The sequence below is a fragment of the Streptomyces sp. NPDC037054 genome (assembly GCF_055606745.1).
The window spans coordinates 144,309-169,866 of the sequence record NZ_JBVJSJ010000013.1; the positions used below are offsets into that span (position 1 = coordinate 144,309).

Annotated in this window: 23 protein-coding genes and 5 tRNA genes; 7 read left to right on the top strand and 21 right to left on the bottom strand. The window is 72.1% G+C overall.

Features of this window, described 5'->3' with window-relative positions; all coding sequences use genetic code 11:
• Window positions 1-16: 16 nt before the first annotated feature.
• Both rsmD and recG read right to left on the bottom strand, forming a co-directional pair.
• The gene (gene rsmD, locus ACZ7D7_RS27685; protein WP_470827766.1) at window positions 17-604 is read right to left on the bottom strand and encodes a 16S rRNA (guanine(966)-N(2))-methyltransferase RsmD; all 588 of its coding nucleotides are present in this window, start codon (window positions 602-604) and stop codon (window positions 17-19) included.
• A gap of 103 nt (window positions 605-707) precedes the next feature.
• Window positions 708-2,939, bottom strand: coding sequence for an ATP-dependent DNA helicase RecG (gene recG / locus ACZ7D7_RS27690; RefSeq protein WP_470827767.1), 2,232 nt, complete (start codon window positions 2,937-2,939; stop codon window positions 708-710).
• 165 nt (window positions 2,940-3,104) lie between these two features.
• Here recG and ACZ7D7_RS27695 point away from each other — a divergent pair, with 165 nt between their 5' ends.
• Together ACZ7D7_RS27695 and ACZ7D7_RS27700 are read left to right on the top strand one after the other, a co-directional pair.
• A complete protein-coding gene (locus ACZ7D7_RS27695) occupies window positions 3,105-4,970 on the top strand; it encodes an HSP90 family protein (RefSeq protein ID WP_470827921.1) in 1,866 nt (621 codons plus the stop codon).
• Window positions 4,970-7,903, top strand: a complete 2,934-nt coding sequence (locus ACZ7D7_RS27700) for a tetratricopeptide repeat protein (RefSeq protein WP_470827768.1) — start codon at window positions 4,970-4,972, stop codon at window positions 7,901-7,903. The genes ACZ7D7_RS27695 and ACZ7D7_RS27700 overlap by 1 nt, the downstream gene beginning before the upstream one ends.
• Window positions 7,904-7,934: 31 nt before the next feature.
• Here ACZ7D7_RS27700 and ACZ7D7_RS27705 read toward each other — a convergent pair whose 3' ends face one another.
• Window positions 7,935-9,782, bottom strand: coding sequence for a DAK2 domain-containing protein (locus ACZ7D7_RS27705; protein ID WP_470827770.1), 1,848 nt, complete (start codon window positions 9,780-9,782; stop codon window positions 7,935-7,937).
• A 267-nt stretch (window positions 9,783-10,049) separates the two neighbouring features.
• On the opposite strand from ACZ7D7_RS27705, the gene rpmB reads away from it, so the two are divergent.
• On the top strand, window positions 10,050-10,235 hold the full coding sequence (rpmB, locus tag ACZ7D7_RS27710; RefSeq protein ID WP_003993230.1) for a 50S ribosomal protein L28: 186 nt from the start codon (window positions 10,050-10,052) through the stop codon (window positions 10,233-10,235).
• A gap of 104 nt (window positions 10,236-10,339) precedes the next feature.
• On the opposite strand, the gene thiD is transcribed toward rpmB, so the two are convergent.
• A complete protein-coding gene (gene thiD / locus ACZ7D7_RS27715; protein WP_470827772.1) occupies window positions 10,340-11,131 on the bottom strand; it encodes a bifunctional hydroxymethylpyrimidine kinase/phosphomethylpyrimidine kinase in 792 nt (263 codons plus the stop codon).
• Window positions 11,128-12,093, bottom strand: a complete 966-nt coding sequence (locus ACZ7D7_RS27720) for a thiamine-phosphate kinase (protein WP_470827774.1) — start codon at window positions 12,091-12,093, stop codon at window positions 11,128-11,130. The genes thiD and ACZ7D7_RS27720 overlap by 4 nt, the downstream gene beginning before the upstream one ends.
• Before the next feature lie 206 nt (window positions 12,094-12,299).
• On the opposite strand from ACZ7D7_RS27720, the gene ACZ7D7_RS27725 reads away from it, so the two are divergent.
• A complete protein-coding gene (locus tag ACZ7D7_RS27725) occupies window positions 12,300-12,533 on the top strand; it encodes an Lrp/AsnC family transcriptional regulator (RefSeq protein WP_037677600.1) in 234 nt (77 codons plus the stop codon).
• 174 nt (window positions 12,534-12,707) lie between these two features.
• Here the strand turns inward: ACZ7D7_RS27725 and ACZ7D7_RS27730 are convergent, their stop codons facing one another.
• From ACZ7D7_RS27730 to ACZ7D7_RS27740, 3 genes are all read right to left on the bottom strand, one after another.
• Window positions 12,708-13,865: a D-alanine--D-alanine ligase family protein gene (locus ACZ7D7_RS27730; RefSeq protein WP_470827776.1), complete on the bottom strand. Its 1,158-nt coding sequence runs from the start codon at window positions 13,863-13,865 to the stop codon at window positions 12,708-12,710.
• Between the two features lie 81 nt (window positions 13,866-13,946).
• Window positions 13,947-14,957 carry an NAD(P)H-dependent glycerol-3-phosphate dehydrogenase gene (locus tag ACZ7D7_RS27735; RefSeq protein ID WP_470827777.1) on the bottom strand — a complete coding sequence of 337 codons (1,011 nt, stop codon included), beginning with the start codon at window positions 14,955-14,957 and terminating at the stop codon, window positions 13,947-13,949.
• Window positions 14,954-15,730, bottom strand: a complete 777-nt coding sequence (locus ACZ7D7_RS27740; protein ID WP_470827778.1) for a lysophospholipid acyltransferase family protein — start codon at window positions 15,728-15,730, stop codon at window positions 14,954-14,956. The genes ACZ7D7_RS27735 and ACZ7D7_RS27740 overlap by 4 nt, the downstream gene beginning before the upstream one ends.
• 144 nt (window positions 15,731-15,874) lie before the next feature.
• Here ACZ7D7_RS27740 and cofC point away from each other — a divergent pair, with 144 nt between their 5' ends.
• Together cofC and ACZ7D7_RS27750 are read left to right on the top strand one after the other, a co-directional pair.
• Window positions 15,875-16,513 (top strand): 2-phospho-L-lactate guanylyltransferase, encoded by a 639-nt coding sequence (cofC, locus tag ACZ7D7_RS27745; protein ID WP_470827780.1) that lies wholly within the window; start codon window positions 15,875-15,877, stop codon window positions 16,511-16,513.
• A gap of 9 nt (window positions 16,514-16,522) precedes the next feature.
• Window positions 16,523-16,726 (top strand): hypothetical protein, encoded by a 204-nt coding sequence (locus ACZ7D7_RS27750; RefSeq protein WP_279551369.1) that lies wholly within the window; start codon window positions 16,523-16,525, stop codon window positions 16,724-16,726.
• A gap of 110 nt (window positions 16,727-16,836) precedes the next feature.
• Here ACZ7D7_RS27750 and ACZ7D7_RS27755 read toward each other — a convergent pair whose 3' ends face one another.
• The 4 genes from ACZ7D7_RS27755 to leuC all read right to left on the bottom strand — a co-directional run bounded on the left by ACZ7D7_RS27755 (window position 16,837) and on the right by leuC (window position 20,170).
• A complete protein-coding gene (locus tag ACZ7D7_RS27755) occupies window positions 16,837-17,481 on the bottom strand; it encodes an HU family DNA-binding protein (protein ID WP_470827781.1) in 645 nt (214 codons plus the stop codon).
• Between the two features lie 136 nt (window positions 17,482-17,617).
• Window positions 17,618-17,848, bottom strand: coding sequence for an SCO5555 family protein (locus ACZ7D7_RS27760; RefSeq protein WP_279551371.1), 231 nt, complete (start codon window positions 17,846-17,848; stop codon window positions 17,618-17,620).
• A gap of 292 nt (window positions 17,849-18,140) precedes the next feature.
• Window positions 18,141-18,734, bottom strand: coding sequence for a 3-isopropylmalate dehydratase small subunit (gene leuD, locus ACZ7D7_RS27765; protein WP_470827782.1), 594 nt, complete (start codon window positions 18,732-18,734; stop codon window positions 18,141-18,143).
• A 5-nt stretch (window positions 18,735-18,739) separates the two neighbouring features.
• On the bottom strand, window positions 18,740-20,170 hold the full coding sequence (leuC, locus tag ACZ7D7_RS27770) for a 3-isopropylmalate dehydratase large subunit (RefSeq protein ID WP_470827784.1): 1,431 nt from the start codon (window positions 20,168-20,170) through the stop codon (window positions 18,740-18,742).
• A gap of 195 nt (window positions 20,171-20,365) precedes the next feature.
• Here leuC and ndgR point away from each other — a divergent pair, with 195 nt between their 5' ends.
• A complete protein-coding gene (gene ndgR / locus ACZ7D7_RS27775) occupies window positions 20,366-21,082 on the top strand; it encodes an IclR family transcriptional regulator NdgR (RefSeq protein ID WP_030787455.1) in 717 nt (238 codons plus the stop codon).
• A 190-nt stretch (window positions 21,083-21,272) separates the two neighbouring features.
• On the opposite strand, the gene ACZ7D7_RS27780 is transcribed toward ndgR, so the two are convergent.
• The 9 genes from ACZ7D7_RS27780 to ACZ7D7_RS27820 form a co-directional block, all read right to left on the bottom strand.
• Window positions 21,273-21,345: transfer RNA gene (locus tag ACZ7D7_RS27780), tRNA-Glu, on the bottom strand.
• A gap of 28 nt (window positions 21,346-21,373) precedes the next feature.
• Window positions 21,374-21,445 (bottom strand) — tRNA-Gln (locus ACZ7D7_RS27785).
• A 21-nt stretch (window positions 21,446-21,466) separates the two neighbouring features.
• A tRNA-Glu gene (locus ACZ7D7_RS27790) sits at window positions 21,467-21,539 on the bottom strand.
• Between the two features lie 19 nt (window positions 21,540-21,558).
• Window positions 21,559-21,631, bottom strand: a tRNA-Glu gene (locus tag ACZ7D7_RS27795).
• 39 nt (window positions 21,632-21,670) lie between these two features.
• A tRNA-Gln gene (locus tag ACZ7D7_RS27800) sits at window positions 21,671-21,742 on the bottom strand.
• A 91-nt stretch (window positions 21,743-21,833) separates the two neighbouring features.
• Entirely contained in the window at window positions 21,834-22,565 is a 732-nt protein-coding gene (locus ACZ7D7_RS27805) for an HAD family hydrolase (RefSeq protein WP_470827786.1), read from the bottom strand.
• A gap of 162 nt (window positions 22,566-22,727) precedes the next feature.
• Window positions 22,728-24,212: a glutamate--tRNA ligase gene (gene gltX, locus ACZ7D7_RS27810; protein WP_470827788.1), complete on the bottom strand. Its 1,485-nt coding sequence runs from the start codon at window positions 24,210-24,212 to the stop codon at window positions 22,728-22,730.
• A complete protein-coding gene (locus ACZ7D7_RS27815) occupies window positions 24,205-24,981 on the bottom strand; it encodes a fumarylacetoacetate hydrolase family protein (RefSeq protein ID WP_470827789.1) in 777 nt (258 codons plus the stop codon). Before ACZ7D7_RS27815 ends, gltX begins: the two co-directional genes overlap by 8 nt.
• 177 nt (window positions 24,982-25,158) lie before the next feature.
• Window positions 25,159-25,347: a hypothetical protein gene (locus ACZ7D7_RS27820; RefSeq protein ID WP_470827791.1), complete on the bottom strand. Its 189-nt coding sequence runs from the start codon at window positions 25,345-25,347 to the stop codon at window positions 25,159-25,161.
• Window positions 25,348-25,558 lie beyond the last annotated feature (211 nt).

Below are 25,558 nucleotides of genomic sequence, written 5' to 3' on the forward strand. Positions count from 1 at the left end.
TCGCTCTCCGGTCCGGTCATCGTGCGTCTTCGCACGTAGAGGCGGCGCGACCGTACCAAAACGTTCCCTCGCCGTAGCGACGGGACCTGAGTGCCTCGAAGCCCTCCGGCCACCGGAATTCGCCGCCTCTGGTGCTGCGCTCCACGGTGACCAGCGCATCCTCGGCGAGCCACCCCTCTGTGCGTAGTGTGAGCAGAATCTCCCGAAGATCGTCGTCCGTGACGGCGTACGGCGGGTCCAGGAAGGCGATGTCGTACGGCTGCTCGGGCGGTGCCGTGCGGATGATCTGTTCGGCTTTGCCCGCTCTCACCTCGGCGCCGGGCAGGCCGAGAGACCGCACGTTCTCCCGGACGGTGCGGGCCGCTCGCGCGTCGGCCTCGACCAGCAGGGTGTGTCCCGCGCCGCGGGACAGCGCCTCCAGGCCGACGGCGCCCGAGCCGGCGTACAGGTCGAGGACCCGCTCGCCGTCCAGGGGGCCGCCCAGGAGGGACTGCCAGGTGGAGAACAGGCCCTCGCGTGCGCGGTCGGAGGTGGGGCGGGTGCCGTTTCCCGGGGGGACGTGCAGGCGGCGTCCGCCGGCCGCGCCGGCGATCACGCGGGTCATGTCGGGTCCTCGGTCTCGGGTGGTGGTGGGGCTCGGGGTGGCGGGTCTTCGGGGTGGTGGGGCTCGGGGTCGTGGTGCGTCCAGTCTCGCAGGCCCGCGCATGTCAGCCCTTCTCCAAGTACTGCTCCCTCTCCTCGTCCAGGAGCGCGTCCAGGGCCGTGCGCAGGGCCGGGTAGCCGGTGAGGTCGGGGTCGGCCGACACCACGGCCGTGGCCTCCTGTCTCGCCTCGGCGATGACCTCCTCGTCCTCGATGACGGCGAGCATCCGGAGGCTGGAGCGGGTGCCGGACTGGGCCTGGCCGAGGACGTCGCCCTCGCGGCGCTGTTCGAGGTCGATGCGGGACAGCTCGAAGCCGTCCAGGGTCGCGGCGACGGCGCCCAGGCGCTGCCGGGCCGGGCTCGCCTCGGGCATCTCGGTGACGAGCAGGCAGAGGCCGGGCGCCGAGCCCCGGCCGACGCGGCCGCGGAGCTGATGGAGCTGGGAGACGCCGAAGCGGTCGGCGTCCATGATCACCATGGCGGTGGCGTTGGGGACGTTGACGCCGACCTCGACGACCGTCGTCGCGACCAGCACGTGGGTCTCGCCGGCCGCGAAGCGGCGCATGACGGCGTCCTTGTCGTCGGGGGCCATGCGGCCGTGCAGCACTTCGACGCGCAGGCCCTTCAGGGGGCCCTTCGCGAGCTGTTCGGCGACGTCGAGGACGGCGAGCGGCGGGCGCTTGTCGGCGTCGTCCTCCGGCGGCTTCTTCTTGCCGGACTTCTTCGGGTCGGCCGCTTCGTCGGCGTCGTCGCCGATACGGGGGCAGACGACGTACGCCTGATGGCCGCCCTCGACTTCCTCGCGCACGCGCTCCCAGGCGCGGGCCAGGAAGTGCGGCTTGTCCGCGGCCGGGACGACGTGGCTGGCGATGGGCGAGCGGCCGGCCGGGAGCTGGTCGAGGACGGAGGTCTCCAGGTCGCCGAAGACGGTCATGGCGACCGTGCGCGGGATGGGGGTGGCCGTCATGACGAGCAGATGGGGCGGCTGCTTGCCCTTGCCGCGCAGGGCGTCGCGCTGCTCGACGCCGAAGCGGTGCTGCTCGTCGACGACGACCAGGCCGAGGTCGTGGAACTGCACCTTGTCCTCGATCAGCGCGTGCGTGCCGATCACGATGCCGGCCTCGCCGGTGGCCAGGTCGAGCAGCGCCTGGCGCCGGGCGGCGGTGCCCATGGAGCCGGTCAGCAGCACGACCTTGGTGGAATGCTCCGCGCCGCCGAGCATTCCCCCCTCGGCCAGCTCGCCCATCATCTCCACCACGGACCGGTGGTGCTGCTGCGCGAGCACCTCGGTCGGCGCGAGCATCGCGGCCTGCCCGCCCGCGTCGACGACGGCGAGCATGGCGCGCAGGGCGACCATCGTCTTGCCGCTGCCGACCTCGCCCTGGAGCAGCCGGTGCATCGGGTGTTCCGTCGCGAGGTCGTCGAAGATCTCCTTGGAGACGCGCTGCTGGCCCTCGGTGAGGGTGAAGGGGAGACGGGCGTCGAAGGCCGTGAGGAGGCCGGCCGGCTTCGCTTTGCGGGGGACGGCCGGGAGTTGGGTCTCGGCGTGGCGGCGACGGGCCAGGGCGACCTGGAGGACGAAGGCCTCGTCCCACTTGAGGCGGGCGCGGGCGTCGGCGATGTCCGCCTTGGTGTGCGGGCGGTGGATCTTGAGGAGGGCCTCGGGCAGGGGGACCAGGCCGCGGCCCTCGCGGAGGCTCTCGGGGAGCGGGTCGAGGGCTTCCTGGGCGCTGGGCAGCACCGTCTGGATCGCCTTGCCGATCTTCCAGGACTCCAGTTTGGCGGTGGCCGGGTAGATCGGGATGAGGGCGCCCGCCCAGCTGTCCACGGTCTCCTCGGCGCCCTCGCCGTGCAGCAACTCGTAGGCCGGGTGGGCCAGTTGCAGGCGGCGGTTGAAGACGGAGACCTTGCCCGCGAACAGGGCGCGGGTGCCCGGCAGGAGCTCCTTGTGGGGCTTGTGGACGCCGTTGCCGAAGAAGACCAGCTGGAGCCGGCCGCTGCCGTCCGTGATGGTGACCTCCAGGCGCTGGCCCTTGCCGCGCGGGGCCCTGGACGAGGCGAACGTGTGCAGGCGGGCGTCGGCGACCTGGGCGACCACCGTGACGTGCTCGTCCATCGGGAGGTCGGCGAGGTGGGTGAGCCGGCCGCGCTCCTCGTATCTGCGCGGGTAGTGGTGGAGGAGGTCGCCGACCGTGTGCAGGCCGAGGTGCTCGGCCATCACCTTCGCGGTGGCGGGGCCGAGCACCGATTTCAGCGGTTGGTGCAGTGGTTCTTTCAGCGCGGGCACGAGATCCATTGCACACCACGTCACTGACATCGCCGTATACGTCCCCGGAAACTCCTGGTCAGGCGGCTCGTTCGGGCCATAGGATGACGCGCTCCGGCCATCCCGCGGTCACCGCCCCACCGGGACCGCCCGACCCCGCGCCGTTCGCTCCTCCCCCCACCCGGCGCCGTGATGATGGACTCCCAGATCTCACAGTCACCCCAGACACCTCAGCCGTCCCAGGGTCCCCTTGCGTCACAGGGGGAACGGACGCCGCACACGTTTCAGGTCGACCTGCGCGGCCTGGTGGACCTGCTGTCCCATCACCTCTACTCCAGCCCGAAGGTGTACCTGCGCGAGCTGCTGCAGAACGCGGTGGACGCCATCACCGCCCGCCGCGCGGAACAGCCCGACGCCCCGGCCCGCGTACGGCTGTACGCCGAGGACGACGGCTCGCTGCGCGTGGAGGATAGCGGAGTCGGGCTCACCGAGGCGGACGTGCACAACCTGCTGGCGACGATCGGGCGCAGTTCCAAGCACGCCGACGACCTGCGGGAGGCCCGCTCGGACTTCCTCGGGCAGTTCGGCATAGGCCTGCTGGCCTGCTTCGTCGTCGCCGACCGGATACGCGTGGTCAGCCGCAGCGCCCGCACCCCGCACGCGCCGCCCGTGGAGTGGACGGCGCGCGACGACGGGTCGTACACGGTGCGGACGCTGCCGGACGACGCCCGGCCCGAGCCGGGCACCACGGTGTGTCTGAGCCCGCGGGCCGGGGCCGGCGAGTGGCTGGCCGGGAAGCGGGTGCTGGAGCTGGCGCGGGACTTCGGCTCGCTGCTGCCGTACGACGTGCGGGTGGGCGAGGAGGCGGTCACCGACTTGCCGGCGCCGTGGGACCGCGCGTACCCGAGCCCGGCGGCGCGGCGGGTGGCGCTCGCCCGGCACTGCCACGAGCTGTTCGGGTTCACGCCGCTGGACTCCATCGAGCTGGACGTGCCCCTGGCCGGCGTCCGCGGGGTGGCGCACGTGCTGCCGTCGGCGGTCAGCCCGGCGCAGCGCGCGGGTCACCGGGTGCACCTGAAGGGCATGCTGCTCACCGAGCGGGCCGAACAGCTGCTGCCCGACTGGGCGTTCTTCGTGCGCTGCGTCCTGGACACGGACAGCCTGCGGCCCACGGCGTCGCGCGAGTCGCTGTACGAGGACGAGACGCTGGCCGCGGTGCGGGAGGCGCTGGGCGAGCGGATCCGGTCCTGGCTGACGCGACTCGCCACCGGCGACCCGGAGCGGCTCTCGGCGTTCCTCGCGGTGCACCACCTGGGCGTGAAGTCCCTCGCGCGGCACGACCAGGAGATGCTGCGCACGATGCTGCCGTGGCTGCCCTTCGAGACGACCGACGGGCGGCTGTCCCTGGAGGAGTTCGCGCAGCGGCACCCGGTGGTGCACTTCACGCGCACGGTCGAGGAGTTCCGGCAGGTCGCCCCCATCGCGGCGGCGCAGGGCATCGGCGTCGTCAACGGCGGCTACACGTACGACAGCGAGCTCGTCGAGGCGCTGCCGTCGGTGCGGCCGGGCACCGTGGTGGCGGAGCTGGACGCCGAGACGGTGACCGCGCACCTGGACGCCGTGGACCCGGCGGAGGAGCTGGCGCTGGCGGGCTTCCTGGCGGCCGCGCGGGCGAAGCTCGACCCGCTGGGCTGTGACGTGGTCCTGCGCGCCTTCCATCCTTTGTCGGTGCCGGCGCTCCACCTCGACGACCGGGAGGCCCGGCACGAGCAGGCCCGCGCGGAGGCCGAGGAGCAGGCGGACGAGCTGTGGGCGGGCATCCTCGGTTCGCTGCGCGGCAGCGCGCCCCGCGCGCGTCTGGTGCTCAACCACCTCAATCCTCTGGTGCGCAGGATCAGTTCGCTGCGCGATCCGGAACTGATCGGCACCGCCACGGAGTCCCTGTACGGGCAGGCCCTGCTGATGGCGCAGCGTCCGCTGCGGCCGGCGGACTCGGCGCTGCTGAACCGGGCGTTCATCGGCCTGCTGGAGTGGGCCACCCACGGGGAGGACGGTCACTGATGACGGGGATCACGGACTTCGACGCGCTGCGCCGGGCGATGGCGGAGAACTCCGAGCAGCCCGAGGGCCCGGCCCGCAACGCGCGCGCGGAGCAGTTGCTCGCCGAGGCGGAGAAGCTGAACATCCCGCTCGCGGTGATCGAGGCGCTCGGGCACCAGCTGAAGGTCTACAACTACAGCTCCGAGAAGGACAAGATGTTCGTCCCGTTCTCGCGGCTGCTGCGGATGTGGGACGAACGGCCGGAGGACTTCGACGAGTACGAGGCCCACCAACTGCACTGGGTCTTCAAGTGGGTGTCGTCGGGCATGCTCGGCCAGCCGCACATTCCGCTGGCCTCCATCGAGAAGTGGCTCGGCGAGATGGAGCACCGCTACCGGCTCGCGGGGCACACCGAACGGGCCGTGCGGAGCGTGGAGTTCAGTGTCGCCGCGCACATCGGGGACGTGGCGCGCGCGGAGCGGGCGTACGAGGCGTGGCTGGCCGCCGACCGGGACCGCATGGCCGACTGTCACGCGTGCGAGCTGCACGAGCAGGGCTGGTGGCAGGCGGAGCGCGGCCGGGACGAGGAGGCGCTGCGGCTGTGGCGTCCGGTGCTGGAGGGCGAGTTCACGTGCGCCCACGAGCCGCACACGGCGCTGGCGTCGTCCCTGGCGCCGCTGCTGCGGCTGGGTCGCACGGACGAGGCGCGCGCCAACCACCTGCGGGGTTTCCGGCTGGTGCGCCCCATGGAGAGCATGCGCGGGGCGTACGCGGACCACGTGGAGTTCTGCGCGCTGTCGGGCAACGAGGCGCGCGGTCTGGAGCTGCTCGCGCAGCGGCCGGCGTACTTCACGGACGACGGGCATCCGCGCAGCAAGCTGGACTTCATGGCCGTGGTGGCGCTGCTCATGGACCGGCTGACGGAGCTGGGCCTCGGGGATCAGCGGGTGCCGGGTCCGGTGGGCCGGACGTGGACCGCCCGTGAGCTCGGCGCGCACGCGCGTGCGGAGGCCCTGGAGCTTGCGTCGCGGTTCGACCTGCGCAACGGCACGGATCACGTGAGTGAGCAGGCACGCGCGCGTATGGCGCAGCGTCCGCTGGTGGAGCGGCTGCCGCTGGGCGTGCGGGCGACGCCCCGGCCGGTGCCGGCCGCCCCGGTCGCGGAGCCGGTGGCGCCGGGCGGCGCCGGGCCGGGTCTGCCCGAGCTGCTCGCCGAGGCGCGGCGGCTGTCCGACGGGCTGGAGCCGAACGCCGTCGAGGCGTGGGCGGCGGTCGAGCGGGCCGCGGAGGGTGTCGAGCTGGACGTCCGGGACCGCGCGGAGATCGCCGATCACCGGGCGATGGGCCTCGGCCCGGACGGCGTCGAGCTGTTCGAGCGGGCCGCCGTGCTGTACGCGGAGGCGGGTGACCCGGGCGAGGCCCTGGCGGCACGCGCGCGTGCGGCGTTCGTCCGCGCTCTGGCGGGCGATGTGGACGCCGCGCTGACGGCGGTGGCCGAGCCGTACGAGAAGGCGCGCGCGCTGTACGCCGGGGGCGGTACGGGTGTGCCGCAGGCGGCGTCGGTGGTGATGGCGCGGACGCGGATCCTGATGCGGCGCGTGCAGCAGGCCGACGGGCCGGTGCCGGACGCGGTGCTCGCGGAGGCCGAGGAGGCCGTCGGTGAGGTGCTGGCGCTCGTCGAGGAGCACGCCGACGGGGACGTGCGGCTGGCGTCGCGGGCGGCCGAGTCCCGGGCGATGCTCGCGGAGCTGGCGGGGCGGCGCGGGGACGCGGAGCGGGCGGCGGAGCTGTTCGCCCGGGCCGCCGCCGAGTACGTCGGGGCCGGGCTGCCGTGGTTCGCGGTGGAGTACGAGGCCCGGCTCGCGCAGCTGGCGCACCAGCGGGGCGACCTGGCGGAGGCGGAGCGGGCGCTGCGTGCGGCGCTGGAGCACGGCGGCCCGCATCTGGAGCCGGTCGGCCGGGCCCAGCTGCTCCTTCAGCTCACCGAGGTGCTGGCCGGCACGGGCCGGTTCGGGGAGGCCGCCGACCAGGCCCTGGAGGCAGCGCACTGGGCCGACGAGGCGGGCGAGGGGCCGACGCTGGGCGCCTGGGCCCGGCACCAGCTCGGCGGGCTGCTGCTGCGGCAGGGGCGCTGGGCCGAGGCCGCGGAGGTGCTGGAGTCGGCGCTGCCCGACGTGACGTCCGAGACCCACGGCGAGGGCGCGGTCGTGCAGACCCTGTGGTGGCTCGGCGACTGCCTGGGCGAGCTGGGGGAGCACCGTACGGCAGCCGAACGGCGTCTTCAGGCGGCCGAGATCGCCCGGCACTGGCCGGAGCAGCAGGACCACGCGACGCTGGCGCACCTGGCGGCGGAGTCGCTCGGACAGGCCGGTCTGACCGCCGAGGCGGACCGGGCGTTCGCGCGCGCGGGCGAGCTGTGGCGCGGGCTCGGCGACGTCCACGGCCTGGTGCGTTCCCTGCGCGCACGCGCGTGGCTGGCGCTGGGCCCGGACGAGGGCACGCGGACGGCGCGGGAGCTGATGGCGGACGCCGTGCGGGAGTGCGAGGCGGCGCGGGAGGCGGCCGGGGCCGACGAGGCGCGGCTGCGGCTCACCGCCGAACTCGGTCACACGCACCGGCAGTTCGGTGATCTGCTGGCCCGTTCCGTCGGCGAGGCCGGTGAAGAGGCCGTGGTCCAGGAGGCCTTCGAGGAGGCCCTGGTCCATGTGGTCGCCGCGGCCGGGGAGTTCGCCGTCCTCGGTGACGGCGCGCTGCACGCGCGGACCGGTGCCGAGCTGGCCGCCGGCTGGCTGGAGGCCGACCTCGGCCGTCCCGCCGAGGCGGTGGCACGCGCGCGTGCGGTGCTGGACGCGTACGACGGCGTGGCGACCGAAGCCGAGGACGACGGCCCGGTGGAGGCCCGTCGCGCGGAGGCGCGGCAGATGCTGGAGCTGATGGAGAACGGCGCCGGTTGACGCCCGGCGTCGGGTGGGCGCCGCCGCGGGCCTACTCGACGCCGATCAGCAGCAGCGCGCCCTGCCGCCCGCCCCGGTACACCACGGTGTCGACGGCGAGGTAGGCCTCCCGCACGCGTGTCTCCAGGTGTCCGGCGACGGACTCGGGGGCCTCGTCGCCGAGGACCAGCGTGACCAGTTCGCCGCCGGCGGCGAGCATCCGGTCGAGGACGGTCTCGGCGACGGCCGTGACGTCCGAGCCGATCACGGCGACATCGCCGTCGACGAGGCCGAGGACGTCGCCGGCCTGGCAGATGCCGGCCATGGTCCAGGACTGCCGCTCGGCGACCGCGACCTCGGCGTAGCGGGTGGCGCCGGCCGCCGAGGTCATCGAGACGACGTCCTCGTCGAAGCGGCGGTCCGGCGCGTGCACGGCGAGCGCGGCGATGCCCTGCACGGCGGACCGGGTGGGGATCAGCGCCACCCGGATGCCCTCGGTGCGGGCCTGCTCGGCCGCCGCGGCGGCGGTGTGCCGCAGTTCGGCGTCGTTGGGCAGCAGCACGACCTCGCGCGCGTGCGCCCGCCGCAGCGCCTGGACGAGCTCTCCGCTGGCGGGCGGCTCCCCGGGGCGCGCGAGCACGGTGGTCGCGCCGGCCTCCGTGTAGAGCCCGGCCAGTCCTTCGCCGGGGACGACGGCCACCACGGCCCGCTGGGCGCGTTCCCGGGGCGGGCGCTCACCGCCGGTGGTGTGCACGTCGCCCGCGCCGAAGTGCGTGATCCGGATCCGGTACGGCCGTCCGGCCTCGACGCCCGCCTCGACGGCGGCGCCGGCGTCGTCGACGTGCACGTGGACGTTCCACAGGCCGTCGCCGCCGACCACGACGAGGGAGTCCCCGAGGGCGTCCAGCCGCTCCCGCAGCCGCGCGACGGCGTCGTCGTCGGCCTCCAGGAGGTAGATCACCTCGAAGGCGGGCCCGCCGGCGCACGGGGCGGCCTCGCCGGTGGCGCAGTCGACGGCGGCGGGACCGTGGGCGTCGGCAGCCCCGTCGTCGGCGCCGTTCCCCCGGTCCGCGCCCTCCGTGTCGTCCGCGCCATCCCTCTCGTCCGCACCGTCCCCCTCGTCCGCGCCGTCCCTGTCGCCCACGCGCGCGTGGGCGACGGCCGCCACCGCGGGGACCGCCCCCGGCACCTCCCCCGTCAGCGTCTCCACCAGCGCCGCGAGCACCGCCACCAGGCCGCGCCCGCCGGCGTCCACCACGCCGGCCCGGCGCAGCACAGCCAGCTGGGCCGGGGTGTCGGCGAGGGCGGCGCGGGCAGCCTCGTAGGCCGCGCGCGCGACGGTCCCGCAGTCGCCCGCGGTCTCCCCCACGGCGTCGGCGGCGGCCGAGGCGACGGTGAGGACCGTGCCCTCCACGGGATGGGCGACGGCCTGGCGCGCGGAGTCGGCGGCGTGCCGCAGCGCGCGCCGCAGGTCCTCTCCGTCGGCCCGGGCGGCGCCGTCGTCGGCGGCCAGCACCTGGGCCATGCCGCGCAGCAGCTGCGCCAGGATCGTCCCGGAGTTCCCGCGGGCGCCGATCAGCGCCCCGTGCGCCATCGCGCGCGCGGCGTCGGCCAGCGCCGGCCCGCCCCCCGTACCGGCCCCGGAGCCGCCTTCACGGGAGCCCGCGTCGCCTTCGCGGGAGCCCGCGTGACCGACCTCGTGGGCCGCGAACACGGCCTCGACCGCGGTGACCGCCGACTCGACGGTCAGATACAGGTTGGTGCCGGTGTCACCGTCCGCGACCGGGTAGACGTTGATCGCGTCGATCTCCTCACGCGCCCGCCCCAGCGCCCGCAGCGCCAGGCCGCACCAGGTGCGCACCGCGAGAGCATCGAAGAACGTCTGCGGCACCTGCGCCACTGCGCCTCCTTGAGCTGACGGACGTGGCACGCAGCGTAGACCCCGGAGGGCAGGCTCTTCGGAAGTGGGCCGGAGCGGGGCCCTGAGCTGCCGTGGTAGTTTCGCTGTACGGGCGCAGTCGTTGTATGCTGCTCCGGTTGCCCGATCCGATCGGGCCATTCCCCCTGGCAGCGCCACTCAGATCTCGACCGCTCGCAGAGCCTTGAGATCTCGATCCCGGCATGCCGGGATCAACCGTAAGTGCATCTGAAGTCTTTGGAGTGACCCGTGGCTGCCAACTGCGACGTCTGCGGCAAGGGGCCGGGCTTCGGCAACAACATCTCGCACTCTCACCGCCGTACGTCCCGTCGCTGGAACCCGAACATCCAGCGTGTGCGTACCGTGGTCGGCGGGACGCCGAAGCGCGTGAACGCTTGCACCTCGTGCATCAAGGCCGGCAAGGTCTCGCGCTGACGCACTGCTAGCGCGCGGCCACTGCTGGTTGCTGCACTGAGCCGGTCCACCTCAGGGTGGACCGGCTTTTTGCGCTGCCCGCACCTCGGGAGCGCGACCCGCGATCAACGCGTGAACCGCCACCCGTGGTCCACCGGCCCGATCCCGCCCCCCAGCGCGAACCCGGCCGCGATGGCCCCGGTGACGTACTCCTTCGCCGCCGCGACCGCCTCCGGCACCGGCCGCCCCTTGGCCAGCTCCGAGGCGATGGCCGACGCGAGGGTGCAGCCCGTGCCGTGGGTGTGGCGGTTGTCGTGCCGCGGCGCCCGCAGCCAGTGCTCCTCGGAGCCGTCGGTGAGCAGGTCCACGGCGTCTCCGGCCAGGTGACCGCCCTTGATCACCACCCACGTCGGCCCGTACGCGAGGACGGCCGACGCGGCCTCCCGCATGCCGTCCCGCGACTCCACGCGCACACCCGTCAACTGGGCCACCTCGTCCAGGTTGGGCGTGGCCACGGTCGCCACGGGCAGCAGCCTGGTGCGCACGGAGTCCAGCGCGGACGCGGCCAGCAGCGGATCCCCGTGCTTGGACACCCCCACCGGGTCGACCACGGACGGCGCGTCCGTCCCGGCGATCAAGTCGGCCACCGCCTCGACGAGTTCCGCCGACGCCAGCATGCCGGTCTTCACGGCCTGAACGCCGATGTCGTCCACGACGCTGCGGTACTGGGCCCGTACGGCCTCCACGGGCAGCTCCCAGGCGCCTTGCACGCCCAGGGAGTTCTGTGCCGTCACGGCCGTGATCACGCTCATGCCGTGCACGCCGAGCGCGAGCATGGTCTTCAGGTCGGCCTGGATGCCCGCGCCGCCGCCGGAGTCGGAGCCGGCGACGGTCAGGACCCTGGGCGGCGCGCTCATGACTCGATGTCCCCGAAGTGGTCCCAGCCGCCCTGCGTCGTCCAGGGCGCGCCGTCCACCGTCACCTGCGGCAGCGCCGACGGGTTGAGGACCTCGCCGATCACCTTCCAGCGGGCGGGCAGCTTCACGTCCGGCGGGAACGTCGCCACGATCGCGTGGTCCTCTCCCCCGGTCAGCACCCACTGCATGGGGTCGACGCCGACGGCCTGGCCGATGTCGTTCATCTGGGTCGGGATGTCTATCGCGCCGGACCTGACGTCGATGCGCACCTTGCTGGCCTCGGCGATGTGCCCGAGGTCGGCGATCAGCCCGTCGCTCACGTCGCACATCGCGGTCGCGCCGAGCCCGGCCGCCGCGGGACCGGCGTGGTACGGCGGCTCGGGGCGGCGGTGGGCCTCCACGAAGGCGCGCGGCGAGCGGAAACCGCGGGACAGGACCGCGTAACCGGCGGCGGACCAGCCGAGCCAGCCGGTGACGGCGACGAGGTCGCCGGGCTGCGCGCCGGCCCGGGTGACGGGCTCCTGGTTGCGCAGGTCGCCGAGCGCGGTGATCGAGATCATGATCTGGTCGCCGCGCACGACGTCGCCGCCGACCACGGAGGCGCCCGCGACCTGGCACTCGTCGCGCAGGCCGTCCATCAGCTCCGTCGGCCAGGTCACCGGCAGTTCGCCGGGCACCACCAGGCCGAGCAGCAGCGCGGTCGGCACGGCGCCCATGGCCGCGATGTCGGCGAGGTTCTGCGCCGCCGCCTTGCGGCCCACGTCGTACGCCGTCGACCAGTCGCGACGGAAGTGGCGGCCCTCCAGGAGGATGTCGGTGCTGGCCACGACCCTGCGGTCGGGCGCGGCGACCACCGCGGCGTCGTCGCCGGGGCCGACCCGGACCGCCGGGGTCGTGGTGAGACGGGAGGTGAGCTCCCTGATGAGCCCGAACTCCCCGAGCTCACCAACAGTGCCCTTCATTGCCCTTTCTCCCCTTCTGTCCCTGTCCGTTCCCGGTCGCGGGTCATGTGTGTCGTCGTTACGGTCGTAGTGACCGTCAAATTCTTTCGTGCCTGTACCCCGGCACGGGGACGCCGGTTCCCGCAGGTCTCCCCGCGGTGAGCGACGACGCGATACCGTGGCGTTCCTTTTCCCCACATGATCCTCGTGGCCGCCCTGGAGGTTCCGTGGTACAGGCGTACATCCTGATCCAGACCGAGGTCGGCAAAGCGTCGACCGTCGCCGAGACGATCAGCAAGATCCCTGGGGTCGTCCAGGCCGAGGACGTCACCGGACCGTACGACGTCATCGTGCGCGCCCAGGCCGACACCGTCGACGACCTCGGTCGCATGGTGGTCGCCAAGGTCCAGCAAGTGGACGGCATCACCCGCACACTGACCTGCCCGGTCGTTCATCTCTAGCCCCCGTCTGTCCTCGGCCGGTGCGCTCTTTCCGTATGAGCCCACCGGACCGGGGAAGCCCGGCGATCATACTGCGCCGGGCCGTCGAACGACCCGCCGAGAAGGACGGCAACAAGAAGGCGACCCCGCTGGGCCGTGTCCAGGGGATCGCCTCCGTCGCGCGGACGGGCCGGTTCAGCGCAGCCCGGTGGACCTCCTGAGCGCGGCCCGCACCAGCAGGTCGACCAGCTCCGGGTAACCGATGCCGGTGGCCTGCCACATCTGCGGGTACATCGAGATCGGCGTGAAGCCGGGCATGGTGTTGATCTCGTTGATGACGAACTCGCCGTCCTCGGTGAGGAAGAAGTCCGCGCGGACCAGCCCCTCGCAGGACGCCGCGTCGAACGCCTCCACCGCGAGCCGCCGCACCTCGGCGGTCTCCTCGTCGGTGAGCGGCGCGGGCACGATGCCGGGCGTGGAATCGATGTACTTGGCCTCGAAGTCGTAGTACGCGTGCGCGTCCGGCGGCGGGATCTCGGCCGGCAGCGACGCGCGCGGCCCGTCCTCGAACTCCAGCACCCCGCACTCGATCTCGCGGCCCCGCAGCGCCGCCTCGACCAGGATCTTCGGGTCGTGGCGCTGCGCCTCGGCGATCGCGTCGTCGAGGCCGGAGAGGTCGTCGACCTTGGTGATGCCGATGGACGAGCCGGCGCGCGCGGGCTTCACGAACAGCGGCCAGCCGTGCTCGCCGGCGAAGTCGACGATCTTCTTGCGGGCCGCCGCCGCGTCCTGCTGCCACTCGCGCGGCCGGATCACCACGTACGGGCCCACCTTGAGCCCGAAGGAGGTGAACACCCGCTTCATGTACTCCTTGTCCTGGCCGACGGCCGAGGCGAGCACCCCGGAGCCGACGTACGGCACGCCGGACAGCTCCAGGAGGCCCTGGAGGGTGCCGTCCTCGCCGTACGGGCCGTGCAGGACCGGGAAGACGACGTCGACGTCGCCGAGCGCCTTGGGCACCGATCCGGGCTCGCTGTAGACGACTTCGCGGCTGGCGGGGTCGACGGGGAGCACCACGCCCCCCTCGCCGGACTCGGCGAGTTCGTCCACGGTGGGCGTGCGGCGGTCGGTGATCGCCATGCGCTCGGGTTCGTCGGCGGTGAGCGCCCAGCGGCCGTCCCGGGTGATGCCGATCGGCAGGACGTCGTACTTCGTCCGGTCGATGGCGCGCAGGACGGCTCCTGCCGTGACCACGGAGATCCCGTGCTCGGAACTGCGCCCGCCGAACACGACGGCCACACGCGGCTTGCGAGGCGGCTGATCGGGGCTCTGGGGGAGGTTCTGGGTGCTCATATCGCGTTGAGAGTACCCGCTGGTATCCCCCGCGTCAGCGCCCGCCGGGCCGTGGCCGCCGCGCATCCCACGGACGGTCGCTCAGCGTCGTTCCGGCTTCGCGCTGCGCGACATGAGTTCCTTCAGCGCGACGACCGGCGGCTTGCCCTCGTGCACGATGCCGACGACCGTCTCGGTGAGGGGCATGTCGACGCCGTGCCTGCGGGCCAGATCCAGCACCGATTCGCAGGACTTGACGCCCTCGGCGGTCTGCTTGGTGACGGCGATGGTCTCCTGGAGGGTCATGCCCTTGCCGAGGTTGGTGCCGAAGGTGTGGTTGCGCGACAGCGGCGAGGAGCACGTGGCCACCAGGTCGCCGAGGCCCGCGAGTCCGGAGAACGTCAGCGGATCCGCGCCGAGCGCGACACCGAGCCGGGTGGTCTCGGCGAGGCCCCGGGTGATGAGCGAGCCCTTGGCGTTGTCGCCGAGGCCCATGCCGTCCGCGATGCCGACGGCCAGCCCGATCACGTTCTTCACGGCGCCGCCGAGTTCGCAGCCGACGACGTCGGTGTTGGTGTACGGCCTGAAGTACGGGGTGTGGCAGGCGGCCTGGAGCCGCTGGGCGACGGCCTCGTCGGCGCAGGCGACCACCGAGGCGGCCGGCATCCGGGCGGCGATCTCCCGCGCCAGGTTGGGCCCGGTGACCACGGCGATGCGGTCCGGGCCGACCTTCGCCACGTCGTCCATGACCTCGCTCATCCGCATCGCGGAGCCGAGTTCGACGCCCTTCATCAGCGAGACGAGGACGGTGCCGGGCGCCAGCAGCGGCGCCCACTCGGCGAGGTTGGCGCGCAGCGTCTGCGAGGGGATCGCGAGGACGGTGAAGTCGGCGCCGCGGGCGGCCTCGGCGGCGTCCGTCGTGGCGCGCACGTTCTCGGGGAGTTCGACGCCCGGGAGGTAGTCCGGGTTGGTGCGCGTGGAGTTGACCGCCTCGGCGAGTTCGGGGCGGCGGCCCCACAGCACGACGTCGCAGCCCGCGTCGGCGAGCACCATGCCGAACGCCGTGCCCCACGATCCGGTGCCGAAGACGGCGGCCCTGACCGGCTTGCTCACTTGCCCAGCCCCTCTTCCTGTCCTGCCCTGCGCCGCGCCTGCGTCGCCGTCCTGCGACGCTGCTCGATCCGCTCCATGCGCGGGTCGTAGGGCGTCTCGGGGGCCTTCTCGCCGCGGATCTCCTCCAGCTGGCGGGTGATCGCCCCCATGATGACCTCGGTCGCCTCCTTGAGGAGTTCCGCGGTCATCTCCTTGTCGTAGAACCGCGAGAGGTCGACCGGCGGGCCGGCGAGCACGCGGTGGGTCTTGCGCGGGAGGAGGTGCGGCTTCTTGGCGTAGGGCGGCAGGAGTTCGTTGCAGCCCCACTGGGCGACCGGGACGACCGGGCACCTGGTCTGGAGGGCGACCCGCGCGGCGCCCGTCTTGCCGGTCATGGGCCAGCCGTCCGGGTCGCGGGTGAGGGTGCCCTCGGGGTAGAAGGCGACGCATTCGCCGCGCTCCACGGCGTCGATGGCGGCCCGGAAGGCGCTGAGCGCGTCGGTGGTCTCGCGGTAGACGGGGATCTGTCCGGTGCCGCGCATCGCGGCGCCGACGAATCCCTTCCCGAATAGGCCGCTCTTCGCGAGGAAACGCGGAACCCGTCCGGTGTTGTACTGGAAGTGTGCGTAACCGAAGGGGTCGATGTGTGAATTGTGATTCACGACGGTGATGAATCCGCCCTCGGCCGGAATGTTCTCCATTCCACGCCAGTCCCGCTTGAGCAGAACCACCAGCGGCGGTTTGCAGATCACCGCGGCGAAGCGGTACCAGAAGCCGATTCTGCGGCGGGGCACGCGTACACCTTCCTCTAGGGCCAGGGGAGCCGCACAAGTGTCGCCCCGGGCCGTCGGTCTGTCGAGAACACCGTACGCCCCGGCGACGGCGGCGCCGGATGGCCCGGGTGACAATGAGCGCGACAAGGGAGGGACGGAACGCCGGTGCAGTGGACCCTGGTCATACCCCTGAAGCCCTTGGCGCACGCCAAGAGCAGGCTTTCGGACACGGCGGACGAGGGGCTGCGGCCCGGACTGGCGCTGGCGTTCGCGCAGGACACGGTGGCCGCCGCGCTGGCCTGCCCCGCGGTGCGGGATGTGGCAGTCGTCACGGACGACGTCCGGGCCGGCCGGGAGCTTTCCGCACTGGGCGCCCGGATCGTCGCCGACGAACCGGGAACGGGACTCAACGCGGCCCTCGCGCATGCGGCGACGATCGTGCGGGCGACGCGTCCCCGAAGTCCGGTGGCGGCCCTGAACGCCGATCTTCCCGCGCTCCGCCCGCCGGAATTGGCGCGGGTTCTGGAAGGGGCCGCCGAATTCCCGCGCGCATTTCTCGCCGACGCGGCCGCAATCGGCACGACGCTGCTGACCGCGGGTCCGGCCCGCGAATTGCGGCCGGCCTTCGGCCCGGAATCCCGGGCCCGGCACCGCGCGTCCGGCGCCGTGGAACTGCTGCTGGACGCGGTGGATTCGGTACGCCAGGACGTGGACACCGGCGACGATCTGCGGGCGGCGCTCGCGCTGGGCGTGGGCTCCCGCACGGCCTCGGTCGCCGCGCGGTTGCTCATACCGGGGCAGTAGGCTGCCGTCATGCAGGCGACCGCATACACGTACGACCCCGAAAGCCGCAGCGGGCAGGTGCTGCTGGACGACGGCACCCCGGTGCCCTTCGACGCGGCGGCGTTCGACGCGGGGGGCCTGAGGCTGCTGCGGCCCGGGCAGCGGGTGCGCGTCGAGACGGACGGCGAGGGCGAGGCCCGGCGGATCACGCTGGTGACGCTGCAGACCTTCTGAACCCGCTGCCCACCCTCTGAACCCCCGGAACCCTCCGGGCGCTCCCGGACACGCCGCGGGCCGGACTCCGTCGCGGAGTCCGGCCCGGCGCGTGAGTACCCCTGTGCCGCTTACTTCTTGCGGGCGGTGGCCTTCTTGGCGGTGGTCTTGCGGGCGGTCGACTTCTTGGCGGGGGCCTTCTTGGCCGTCGCCTTCTTCGCCGGAGCCTTCTTGGCCGCCGTCTTCTTCGCGGTGGTCTTCTTCGCGGCGGCGGTCTTGGCGGTCGCCGTGGTCTTCTTGGCGGGCGCCTTCTTCGCCGTGGTCTTCTTGGCCGCGGCCGTCGTCTTCTTGGCCGTGGTCTTCTTCGCGGTGGTCTTCTTCGCGGCGGCCGTCTTGCTGGTGGCCTTCTTCGCGGCGGCCTTCTTGACCGTCGCGGAAGCCCCGCCGGTCAGGCTGCCCTTGGGCGCCTTCTTCACGGCGACGTCGTTCTTCGGGAGCTTCTTCGAGCCGCTCACCAGGTCCTTGAAGCCCTGGCCCGCGCGGAAGCGGGGCACGGAGGTCTTCTTGACCCGAACCCGCTCGCCCGTCTGGGGGTTGCGGGCGTAGCGGGCGGGACGGTCCACCTTCTCGAAGGAACCGAAGCCGGTGACCGAGACCCGGTCACCCGCGACGACCGCGCGGACGATGGCGTCCAGGACCGCGTCGACAGCATCGGCGGCCTGCTGGCGGCCGCCCATCTTGTCGGCAATCGTTTCTACGAGCTGCGCCTTGTTCACGTCTTCCCCTTCGGAGACATTGCCAGAACGAAAGTGTTCAAGCTTTTTCGCACGTTAGGCAGATATATACCGCAAATCAAACACGAAACGGGCTTATCACCCTTGTGCCGCAACGGACTCGGCCGCCTCGGGCTGTTCAGCGTTCCTCTTCGGGGAGCCGACCCTCGTCGAGGTCCGTCGTGAACCGCTCCAGACGCCTTGCCGCATCGGCGAGATCGTGCTTGGCCACGGCCGTAATGACCAGCAGCTTCCGGGTCAGCGCCATCCGTACGCCCTCCGGGACTTGCAGTGCGCGCACCCTTGCGTGCGCTTCCTTGAGTTGGACCGCGACCGCCGCATAGAGCTGGAGTTGGCCGTCGTGTTCCATGCACAGATTGTGCCATCTGGGGCGAGTTGTCGCCTGCGCAGGGGGCAACTGCCGCCTCAAAAGGCCTTCCTGGCGTGTGCGGCCGTCGCGGCCACGCACCTCGCGTACCCCGCCAATCACCGCTCTAACGTGGGAAGTTGACAGCGCCGGGCCGACGGGGCAGGGCCGTTCGGGTACAGAAACGGCCGTACCCCCGATCGGGCTGATCGGGGGTACGGCGGGGGTGTCGCGGTGGCCGGAATTCGACCTCTCCCAGGCGCTGATGCCGGACGCGTCAGGCGCGTCGGGTGGTTCAGACCTGGACGGTGCTCGGCTTGAAGGCGGGGCGCTTCGCCTCGTACGCGGCGATGTCGGCCTCGTTCTGGAGCGTGATGGAGATGTCGTCGAGGCCGTTCAGTAGTCGCCAGCGGGCGTTCTCGTCCAGTTCGAAGGAGGCGGTGATGCCCTCAGCGCGCACTTCGCGGCGCTCCAGGTCGACGGTGACCTCGGCCGTCGGGTCCTGCTCGGTCAGCTCCCACAGGGCGTCCACGGTCTTCTGCTCCAGAACCACCGTGAGCAGGCCGTTCTTGAGCGAGTTGCCGCGGAAGATGTCGGCGAAGCGGGAGGAGATGACGGCCTTGAAGCCGTAGTTCTGCAGCGCCCAGACGGCGTGCTCGCGGGAGGAGCCGGTGCCGAAGTCGGGGCCGGCGACCAGGACCGTGGCGCCCTTGCGCTCGGGCTGGTTGAGGATGAACGTCTCGTCCTTGCGCCAGGCCTCGAAGAGCCCGTCCTCGAACCCGTCCCGGGTCACCTTCTTGAGCCAGTGGGCGGGGATGATCTGGTCGGTGTCGACGTTGCTGCGGCGCAGCGGGACGGCCCGGCCGGTGTGGGTGGTGAATGCTTCCATGGCTCTCAGACTCCAGCGGGCGTACGGACTTCGGCGTCGGACAGGTCGGCCGGCGATGCCAGGTGGCCCAGGACCGCCGTGGCCGCCGCGACCTGCGGCGACACCAGGTGGGTGCGGCCGCCCTTGCCCTGCCGGCCCTCGAAGTTGCGGTTGGAGGTGGACGCGGAGCGCTCACCGGGGGCGAGCTGGTCGGGGTTCATGCCCAGGCACATCGAGCAGCCCGCGTGCCGCCATTCGGCGCCGGCCTCCTTGAAGACCACGTCGAGGCCCTCGGAGACGGCCTGCAGACCGACCCGCGCGGAGCCGGGGACGACCAGCATCCGTACGCCGTCGGCGACTTTGCGGCCCTTGAGGATCTCGGCGGCGTTGCGCAGGTCCTCGATGCGGCCGTTGGTGCAGGAACCTACGAAGACGGTGTCCACCTTGATGGAGCGCAGCGGCTGCCCGGCCTCCAACCCCATGTATTCCAGGGCCTTTTCGGCGGCGTGGCGCTCCGATGCGTCTTCGTACGAAGCCGGGTCGGGGACGGCTGCCGAAAGCGGCGCGCCCTGGCCGGGGTTGGTGCCCCAGGTGACGAACGGCGACAGTTCGGCGGCCTCGATGACGACCTCGGCGTCGAACTCGGCGTCGTCGTCGGTGCGCAGCGTCTTCCAGTACGCGACGGCGGCGTCCCAGTCGGCGCCCTCGGGGGCGTGCGGGCGGCCCTTGAGGTAGTCGAAGGTGGTCTGGTCGGGGGCGATCATGCCCGCGCGGGCGCCGGCCTCGATCGACATGTTGCAGATGGTCATCCGGGCCTCCATCGAGAGGTTCTCGATGGCCTCGCCGCGGTATTCCAGGACGTAGCCCTGGCCGCCGCCGGTGCCGATCTTCGCGATGATCGCCAGGATCAGGTCCTTGGCCGTGACACCCTCGGGGAGTGCGCCGTTGACCGTGATCGCCATGGTCTTGGGGCGGGACATCGGCAGCGTCTGGGTGGCCAGCACGTGCTCGACCTGGGAGGTGCCGATGCCGAAGGCCAGCGCGCCGAAGGCGCCGTGCGTGGAGGTGTGCGAGTCGCCGCAGACGACCGTGGTGCCGGGCTGGGTCAGACCCAGCTGCGGGCCGACGACGTGCACGACGCCCTGCTCGACGTCGCCCAGCGGGTGCAGACGCACACCGAACTCGGCGCAGTTCGCGCGCAGCGTCTCCAGCTGGACGCGGGAGACCGGGTCCGCGATGGGCTTGTCGATGTCGAGGGTCGGGGTGTTGTGGTCCTCGGTCGCGATGGTCAGGTCGAGCCGGCGCACCCTGCGCCCGCTCTTGCGGAGGCCGTCGAAGGCCTGCGGGCTGGTCACCTCGTGCAGCAGGTGCAGATCGATGAAGAGGAGGTCGGGCTCGCCCTCGGCGCGCCGGACGACGTGGTCGTCCCAGACCTTCTCCGCGAGTGTCCTACCCATCGCTTTCCCTCCGGCCGGCAAGGAGTGCGCCGGCCCAACTAGAGATCTCTGAGGAGACGGCGCCCGCGCCCCTGTCCTCGGGCGTCCGCCGCCAGGCCCTGGTCACGGGCCGCTGTGCCTTCGTGGGTTCCAGAGTGGCGTGTTCCACGGAAAATTGAACTTGCGTTTCACAGAGTGAGACGCAAGTATCGTTGCATGGACAACAGTAGCGGCGTCGGCGTTCTGGACAAGGCGGCCCTCGTCCTGAGCGCTCTGGAGTCCGGTCCGGCCACCCTCGCGGGTCTGGTCGCGGCGACCGGACTGGCACGACCCACGGCCCACCGCCTGGCCGTGGCGCTGGAGCACCACCGCATGGTGGCGCGCGACATGCAGGGGCGGTTCATCCTCGGCCCCCGCCTGGCAGAGCTGGCCGCGGCGGCGGGCGAGGACCGCCTGCTGGCGACGGCCGGACCGGTGCTCACGCACCTGCGTGACGTCACGGGCGAGAGCGCGCAGCTCTACCGCCGCCAGGGCGACATGCGCATCTGCGTCGCCGCGGCGGAGCGGCTGTCGGGCCTCAGGGACACGGTCCCCGTCGGGTCCACGCTCACGATGAAGGCCGGTTCCTCGGCGCAGATCCTGATGGCCTGGGAGGAGCCCGAGCGGCTGCACCGCGGCCTCCAGGGCGCCCGCTTCACGGCGACGGCCCTGTCGGGCGTCAGGCGCCGCGGCTGGGCCCAGTCCATCGGCGAGCGGGAGCCCGGTGTGGCCTCCGTCTCCGCGCCCGTGCGCGGCCCCTCGAACCGTGTGGTGGCCGCCGTCTCGGTCTCCGGCCCCATCGAGCGCCTCACTCGGCACCCGGGCCGCATGCACGCCCAGGCGGTCATCGACGCGGCCGGCCGCCTCTCGGAGGCCCTGCGCCGCTCCAGCTGACCCCACCGGTCGCGCGCTGCCTCTCGGTCCCGCCTCAACGCCGCGGCAGGACGAGAGACGGTGCGCGACCGACCGTTTTCGGGGCGCGGGGAACTGCGCGAGAGCAACCACAGACGACCCTCAGACGCCGTACAAACAGCGATGGCCCCCCGCCTCAGCGATACCGCCAAGGCGAAGAGCCATCGTCCCGTACCCCCGACCGGATTCGAACCGGCGCTACCGCCTTGAGAGGGCGGCGTGCTAGGCCGCTACACAACGGGGGCGTGGACCCTGCGTTTCCGCAGGTCCGAGCTGGTCTACCTGGACTCGAACCAAGACTAACTGAACCAGAATCAGTCGTGCTGCCAATTACACCATAGACCAAAGGTGGTTTAGACCTCTGAGTACCCCCGACCGGATTCGAACCGGCGCTACCGCCTTGAGAGGGCGGCGTGCTAGGCCGCTACACAACGGGGGCCCTGATCCCGAAGGATCCGTACCCCCGACCGGATTCGAACCGGCGCTACTGCCTTGAGAGGGCAGCGTGCTAGGCCGCTACACAACGGGGGCTTTGCGGATGTGATCCGCGGTGCAGATGAGCTCTGCGAGCTGGCCTACCTGGACTCGAACCAAGACTAACTGAACCAGAATCAGTCGTGCTGCCAATTACACCATAGGCCACTGGAACGCAAGCCCCTGAGGGGATCTCGTTCTAGTTGTACGCTCCGGGGCTCCGGCCTTTCGGCCCGCTCCCCGCGGCGCAGGAAGAACATTACCTGAAGGTGGACGGGGCTCCAAAACGAGTATCGGCGCCGAGGAGCGCGGGGAGTTCGGCGAGCGACGCGATGCGGTGGGGGCCCGTCGGGGGCTCCAGCGTGGCGTACGCGCCGCCGCGGTCGATCCACACCGACAGCAGGCCCGCCTCGGCGGCTCCGCGCCCGTCGATCTCCGGGTGGTCGCCGACGTACGCGACCTCGTGCGCGGGCAGGCCGAGCGCGTCGCAGGCGGCGCGGAACGCGGCGGGCTCGGGCTTGGAGACGCCCAGTTCGGCCGCGCACAGGATGGTCTCGAAGCGGTCGTGGACGCCGAGCACGCGCAGTTTGCGGTCCTGGACGTGGAGGCTGGAGTTGGACAGCACGGCGTGCCGGTGGCTGCCGGCGAGGGCGTCCAGGACGGGCAGTACGTCCGGGAAGAGCGCCCAGGCGGCCTCGTAGTGGCCGATGTAGCGCTGGAACCAGGCGTCGGCCTCGGCATCGGTGAGGTCGCGGCCGACGAACACGCGGACGCGGTCGCGGCGCTGGTCCTCGAACGACACCTCCCCCGCCGCGAACCGCGCCCACTGGCGGTCGGTGATCTCGCGCCAGTGGTCGAGGGCCCGCTCGACACCGTCGTACGCGCCGAGGAGGCCCTCGGCGGCGAGGTGGCCGCGCATGCCGGCCCGGTCGGCGGACGTGTAGTCGAAGAGGGTGTCGTCGACGTCCCACACCACGGCTCTGACGCTCATGCCACCGACCGTAGCGCCCGGACCGCCGTGCCCGCCGGGCCTTTTGCGGCAGCGGTGGACGGAGGTGGGCGCCAGGCGGCTCCAGGGCGGACACGGGCGTGGTGAATGCCGCGGGGGCGGCAGCCGTGGTGGCTGCCGCCCCGAGAGGCGTACGGCGAAGGGTCAGGCGGCGAGCTTCGCGAGCGCCGCGTCGATGCGGGCCAGCGTCGTCTCCTTGCCCAGGATCTCCAGGGACTCGAAGAGGGGCAGGCCGACCGTGCGGCCGGTGACGGCGACGCGGACCGGGGCCTGGGCCTTGCCGAGCTTGAGGCCGTGGGCCTCGCCGGCGGCAAGGACGGCCTCCTTGAGGGACTCCGCGGACGACCAGTCGGCCGCCTCCAGCTTCTCGCGGGCCGTGCGCAGCAGGGCGTCGGAGCCGTCCTTCATGGCCTTCGCCCAGCTCGCCTCGTCCTCCACCGGCCGCGGCAGGAAGAGGAAGTCGACGTTGTCCGTGATCTCGGAGAGGACCTTGAGGCGGGTCTGCGCGTGCGGGGCGATCGCCTGCCACTTGGCCTCGTCGAAGTCCTCCGGGGCCCAGGGCGCGAAGGGGGCCTTCAGCCACGGCGCGCAGCGCTCGGTGAAGTCCTTCACGTCCAGCATGCGGATGTGGTCGCTGTTGATCGCCTCGCACTTCTTCAGGTCGAAGCGGGCCGGGTTGGGGTTGACGTCACTGACGTCGAAGGCCGCGACCATCTCCTCGATCGTGAAGATGTCCTGGTCGGCGGAGAGGGACCAGCCGAGCAGGGAGAGGTAGTTGAGCAGGCCCTCGGGGAGGAAGCCGCGCTCGCGGTAGAGGTTCAGGCTCGACTGCGGGTCGCGCTTGGAGAGCTTCTTGTTGCCCTCGCCCATCACGTACGGCAGGTGGCCGAACTGCGGGATCTCCTTGGCGACGCCCAGCTCGATCAGCGCCTTGTACAGGGCGATCTGGCGCGGGGTGGAGGACAGCAGGTCCTCGCCGCGCAGCACGTGCGTGATCTCCATGAGGGCGTCGTCGACCGGGTTGACCAGCGTGTACAGCGGGGCGCCGTTGGCGCGGACGATGCCGTAGTCGGGGACGTTCTCCGGGGTGAAGGTCAGCTCGCCGCGGACCAGGTCGGTGAAGGTGATCGTCTCGTCCGGCATGCGGAAGCGGACGATGGGCTGCCTGCCCTGCGCCTCGTACTCCTCGACCTGGGCGGCGGTCAGCTCGCGGCAGTGGCCGTCGTAGCCGGACGGCCTGCCGGCGGCGCGGGCGGCCTCGCGGCGGGTGTCCAGCTCCTCCTGGGAGCAGTAGCAGCGGTAGGCGTGGCCGGCGTCGAGGAGCTTTCGCGCGACGTCCGCGTAGATGTCCATGCGCTGCGACTGGCGGTACGGCGCGTGGGGGCCGCCGATCTCGGGGCCCTCGTCCCAGTCGAAGCCCAGCCAGCGCATCGAGTCGAGCAGCTGCTCGTAGGACTCCTCGGAGTCGCGGGCCGCGTCGGTGTCCTCGATGCGGAAGACCAGGGTGCCCTGGTGGTGCCGGGCGAACGCCCAGTTGAACAGGGCGGTGCGGACCAGGCCCACGTGGGGGTTACCGGTGGGCGAGGGGCAGAAACGGACGCGTACGGGAGTGCCGGGTGCGCTAGCCACGCTTGACAACCTTGTTGGTGAGAGTGCCGATGCCTTCGATGGTGACGGCGACCTCGTCGCCGACGTTGAGGGGGCCGACCCCCGCGGGGGTGCCGGTGAGGATCACGTCGCCGGGAAGCAGCGTCATGGCCTCGGTGATGTTGACGATCAGGTCCTCGACGGAGTGGATCATCTCGCTGGTGCGGCCGAGTTGGCGCTGCCGGCCGTCGACCGTGAGCTGGATGGTCAGGTCACTCGCGTCGAGTTCGGTCTCCACCCAGGGGCCGAGCGGGCAGGAGGTGTCGAAGCCCTTGGCCCGGGCCCACTGCTTCTCGCGCTTCTGGACGTCGCGCGCGGTGACGTCGTTGGCGCAGGTGTAGCCGAAGATCACGTCCTTGACGCGCGCGCGGGGCACCTCGCGGCACATGCGGCCGATGACGACGGCCAGCTCGGCCTCGTGGTGCAGTTCCTCGGAGAACGACGGGTACTGGATCTCGTCGCCGGGGCCGATGACGGAGGTCGACGGCTTGAAGAAGGCGAACGGGGCGTCGGGGACGTCGTTGCCCAGCTCCCGCGCGTGTTCGGCGTAGTTGCGGCCGAAGGCGACGACCTTGTTGGGGAGCACCGGCGGCAGCAGCCGTACCTTGCTCACCGGAACCTTGGTGCCGGAGAGCTCGAAGTCCGCGAACGGGATGCCCTTGATGATGTCGAGGACGAGTTCGTCGGGCTTGTCGCCCTCGACGGCTCCGAAGGCTACGTTCCCGTCGATGGAGAATCTGGCGATGCGCACGGGATGCTTGGCCCCTTGACTGAAGCGGCTGGAGTCTGACGCTCCAGGCTAACGCGGCGACGGGCCCGTGCCTCGCGCAATACCGGCGCGCGGCAGCGCGACAACGCTTCGGGGCTGTACCGCTCCGGGGACGACGAAGGGCGCCCCTCGTCGTGGGCGCCCTCGTGTGCGGTGCGGCTACTGGCCGGCGGACACCGTGGCGGGGATCTCGTCCAGGACGGTGCGCCGGGGGTTCGCGGTCTGGGTGGGAAGTTCGACGCCGTGCTCCGGCTGCTCCGGCTTGCGCAGTTCGTCGGCGCCCTTGAGGTGGGCCAGCGTCGTGCGTTGCGGATTGGCGATCTTGTGGAACATCATCGTCGTCTTCACGGTTGTACGAGACCTTGTCGTCAGGGCGCCCGGGGAGCGTCAGCGGACGCCGGCCGGGCGCGGGTTGTCGGATTTGCCATCTCTGTAAAGCGTCAGGCTAAACATTCAACTTCCCGCCCATGCGGTGAAGGGCTCATGATCAGTGTGTGAGTTTGCTCACGAGCGGGCGGGCAAATCAGGCAATCCGGACCGCCATTCGACCTCGGCGAAA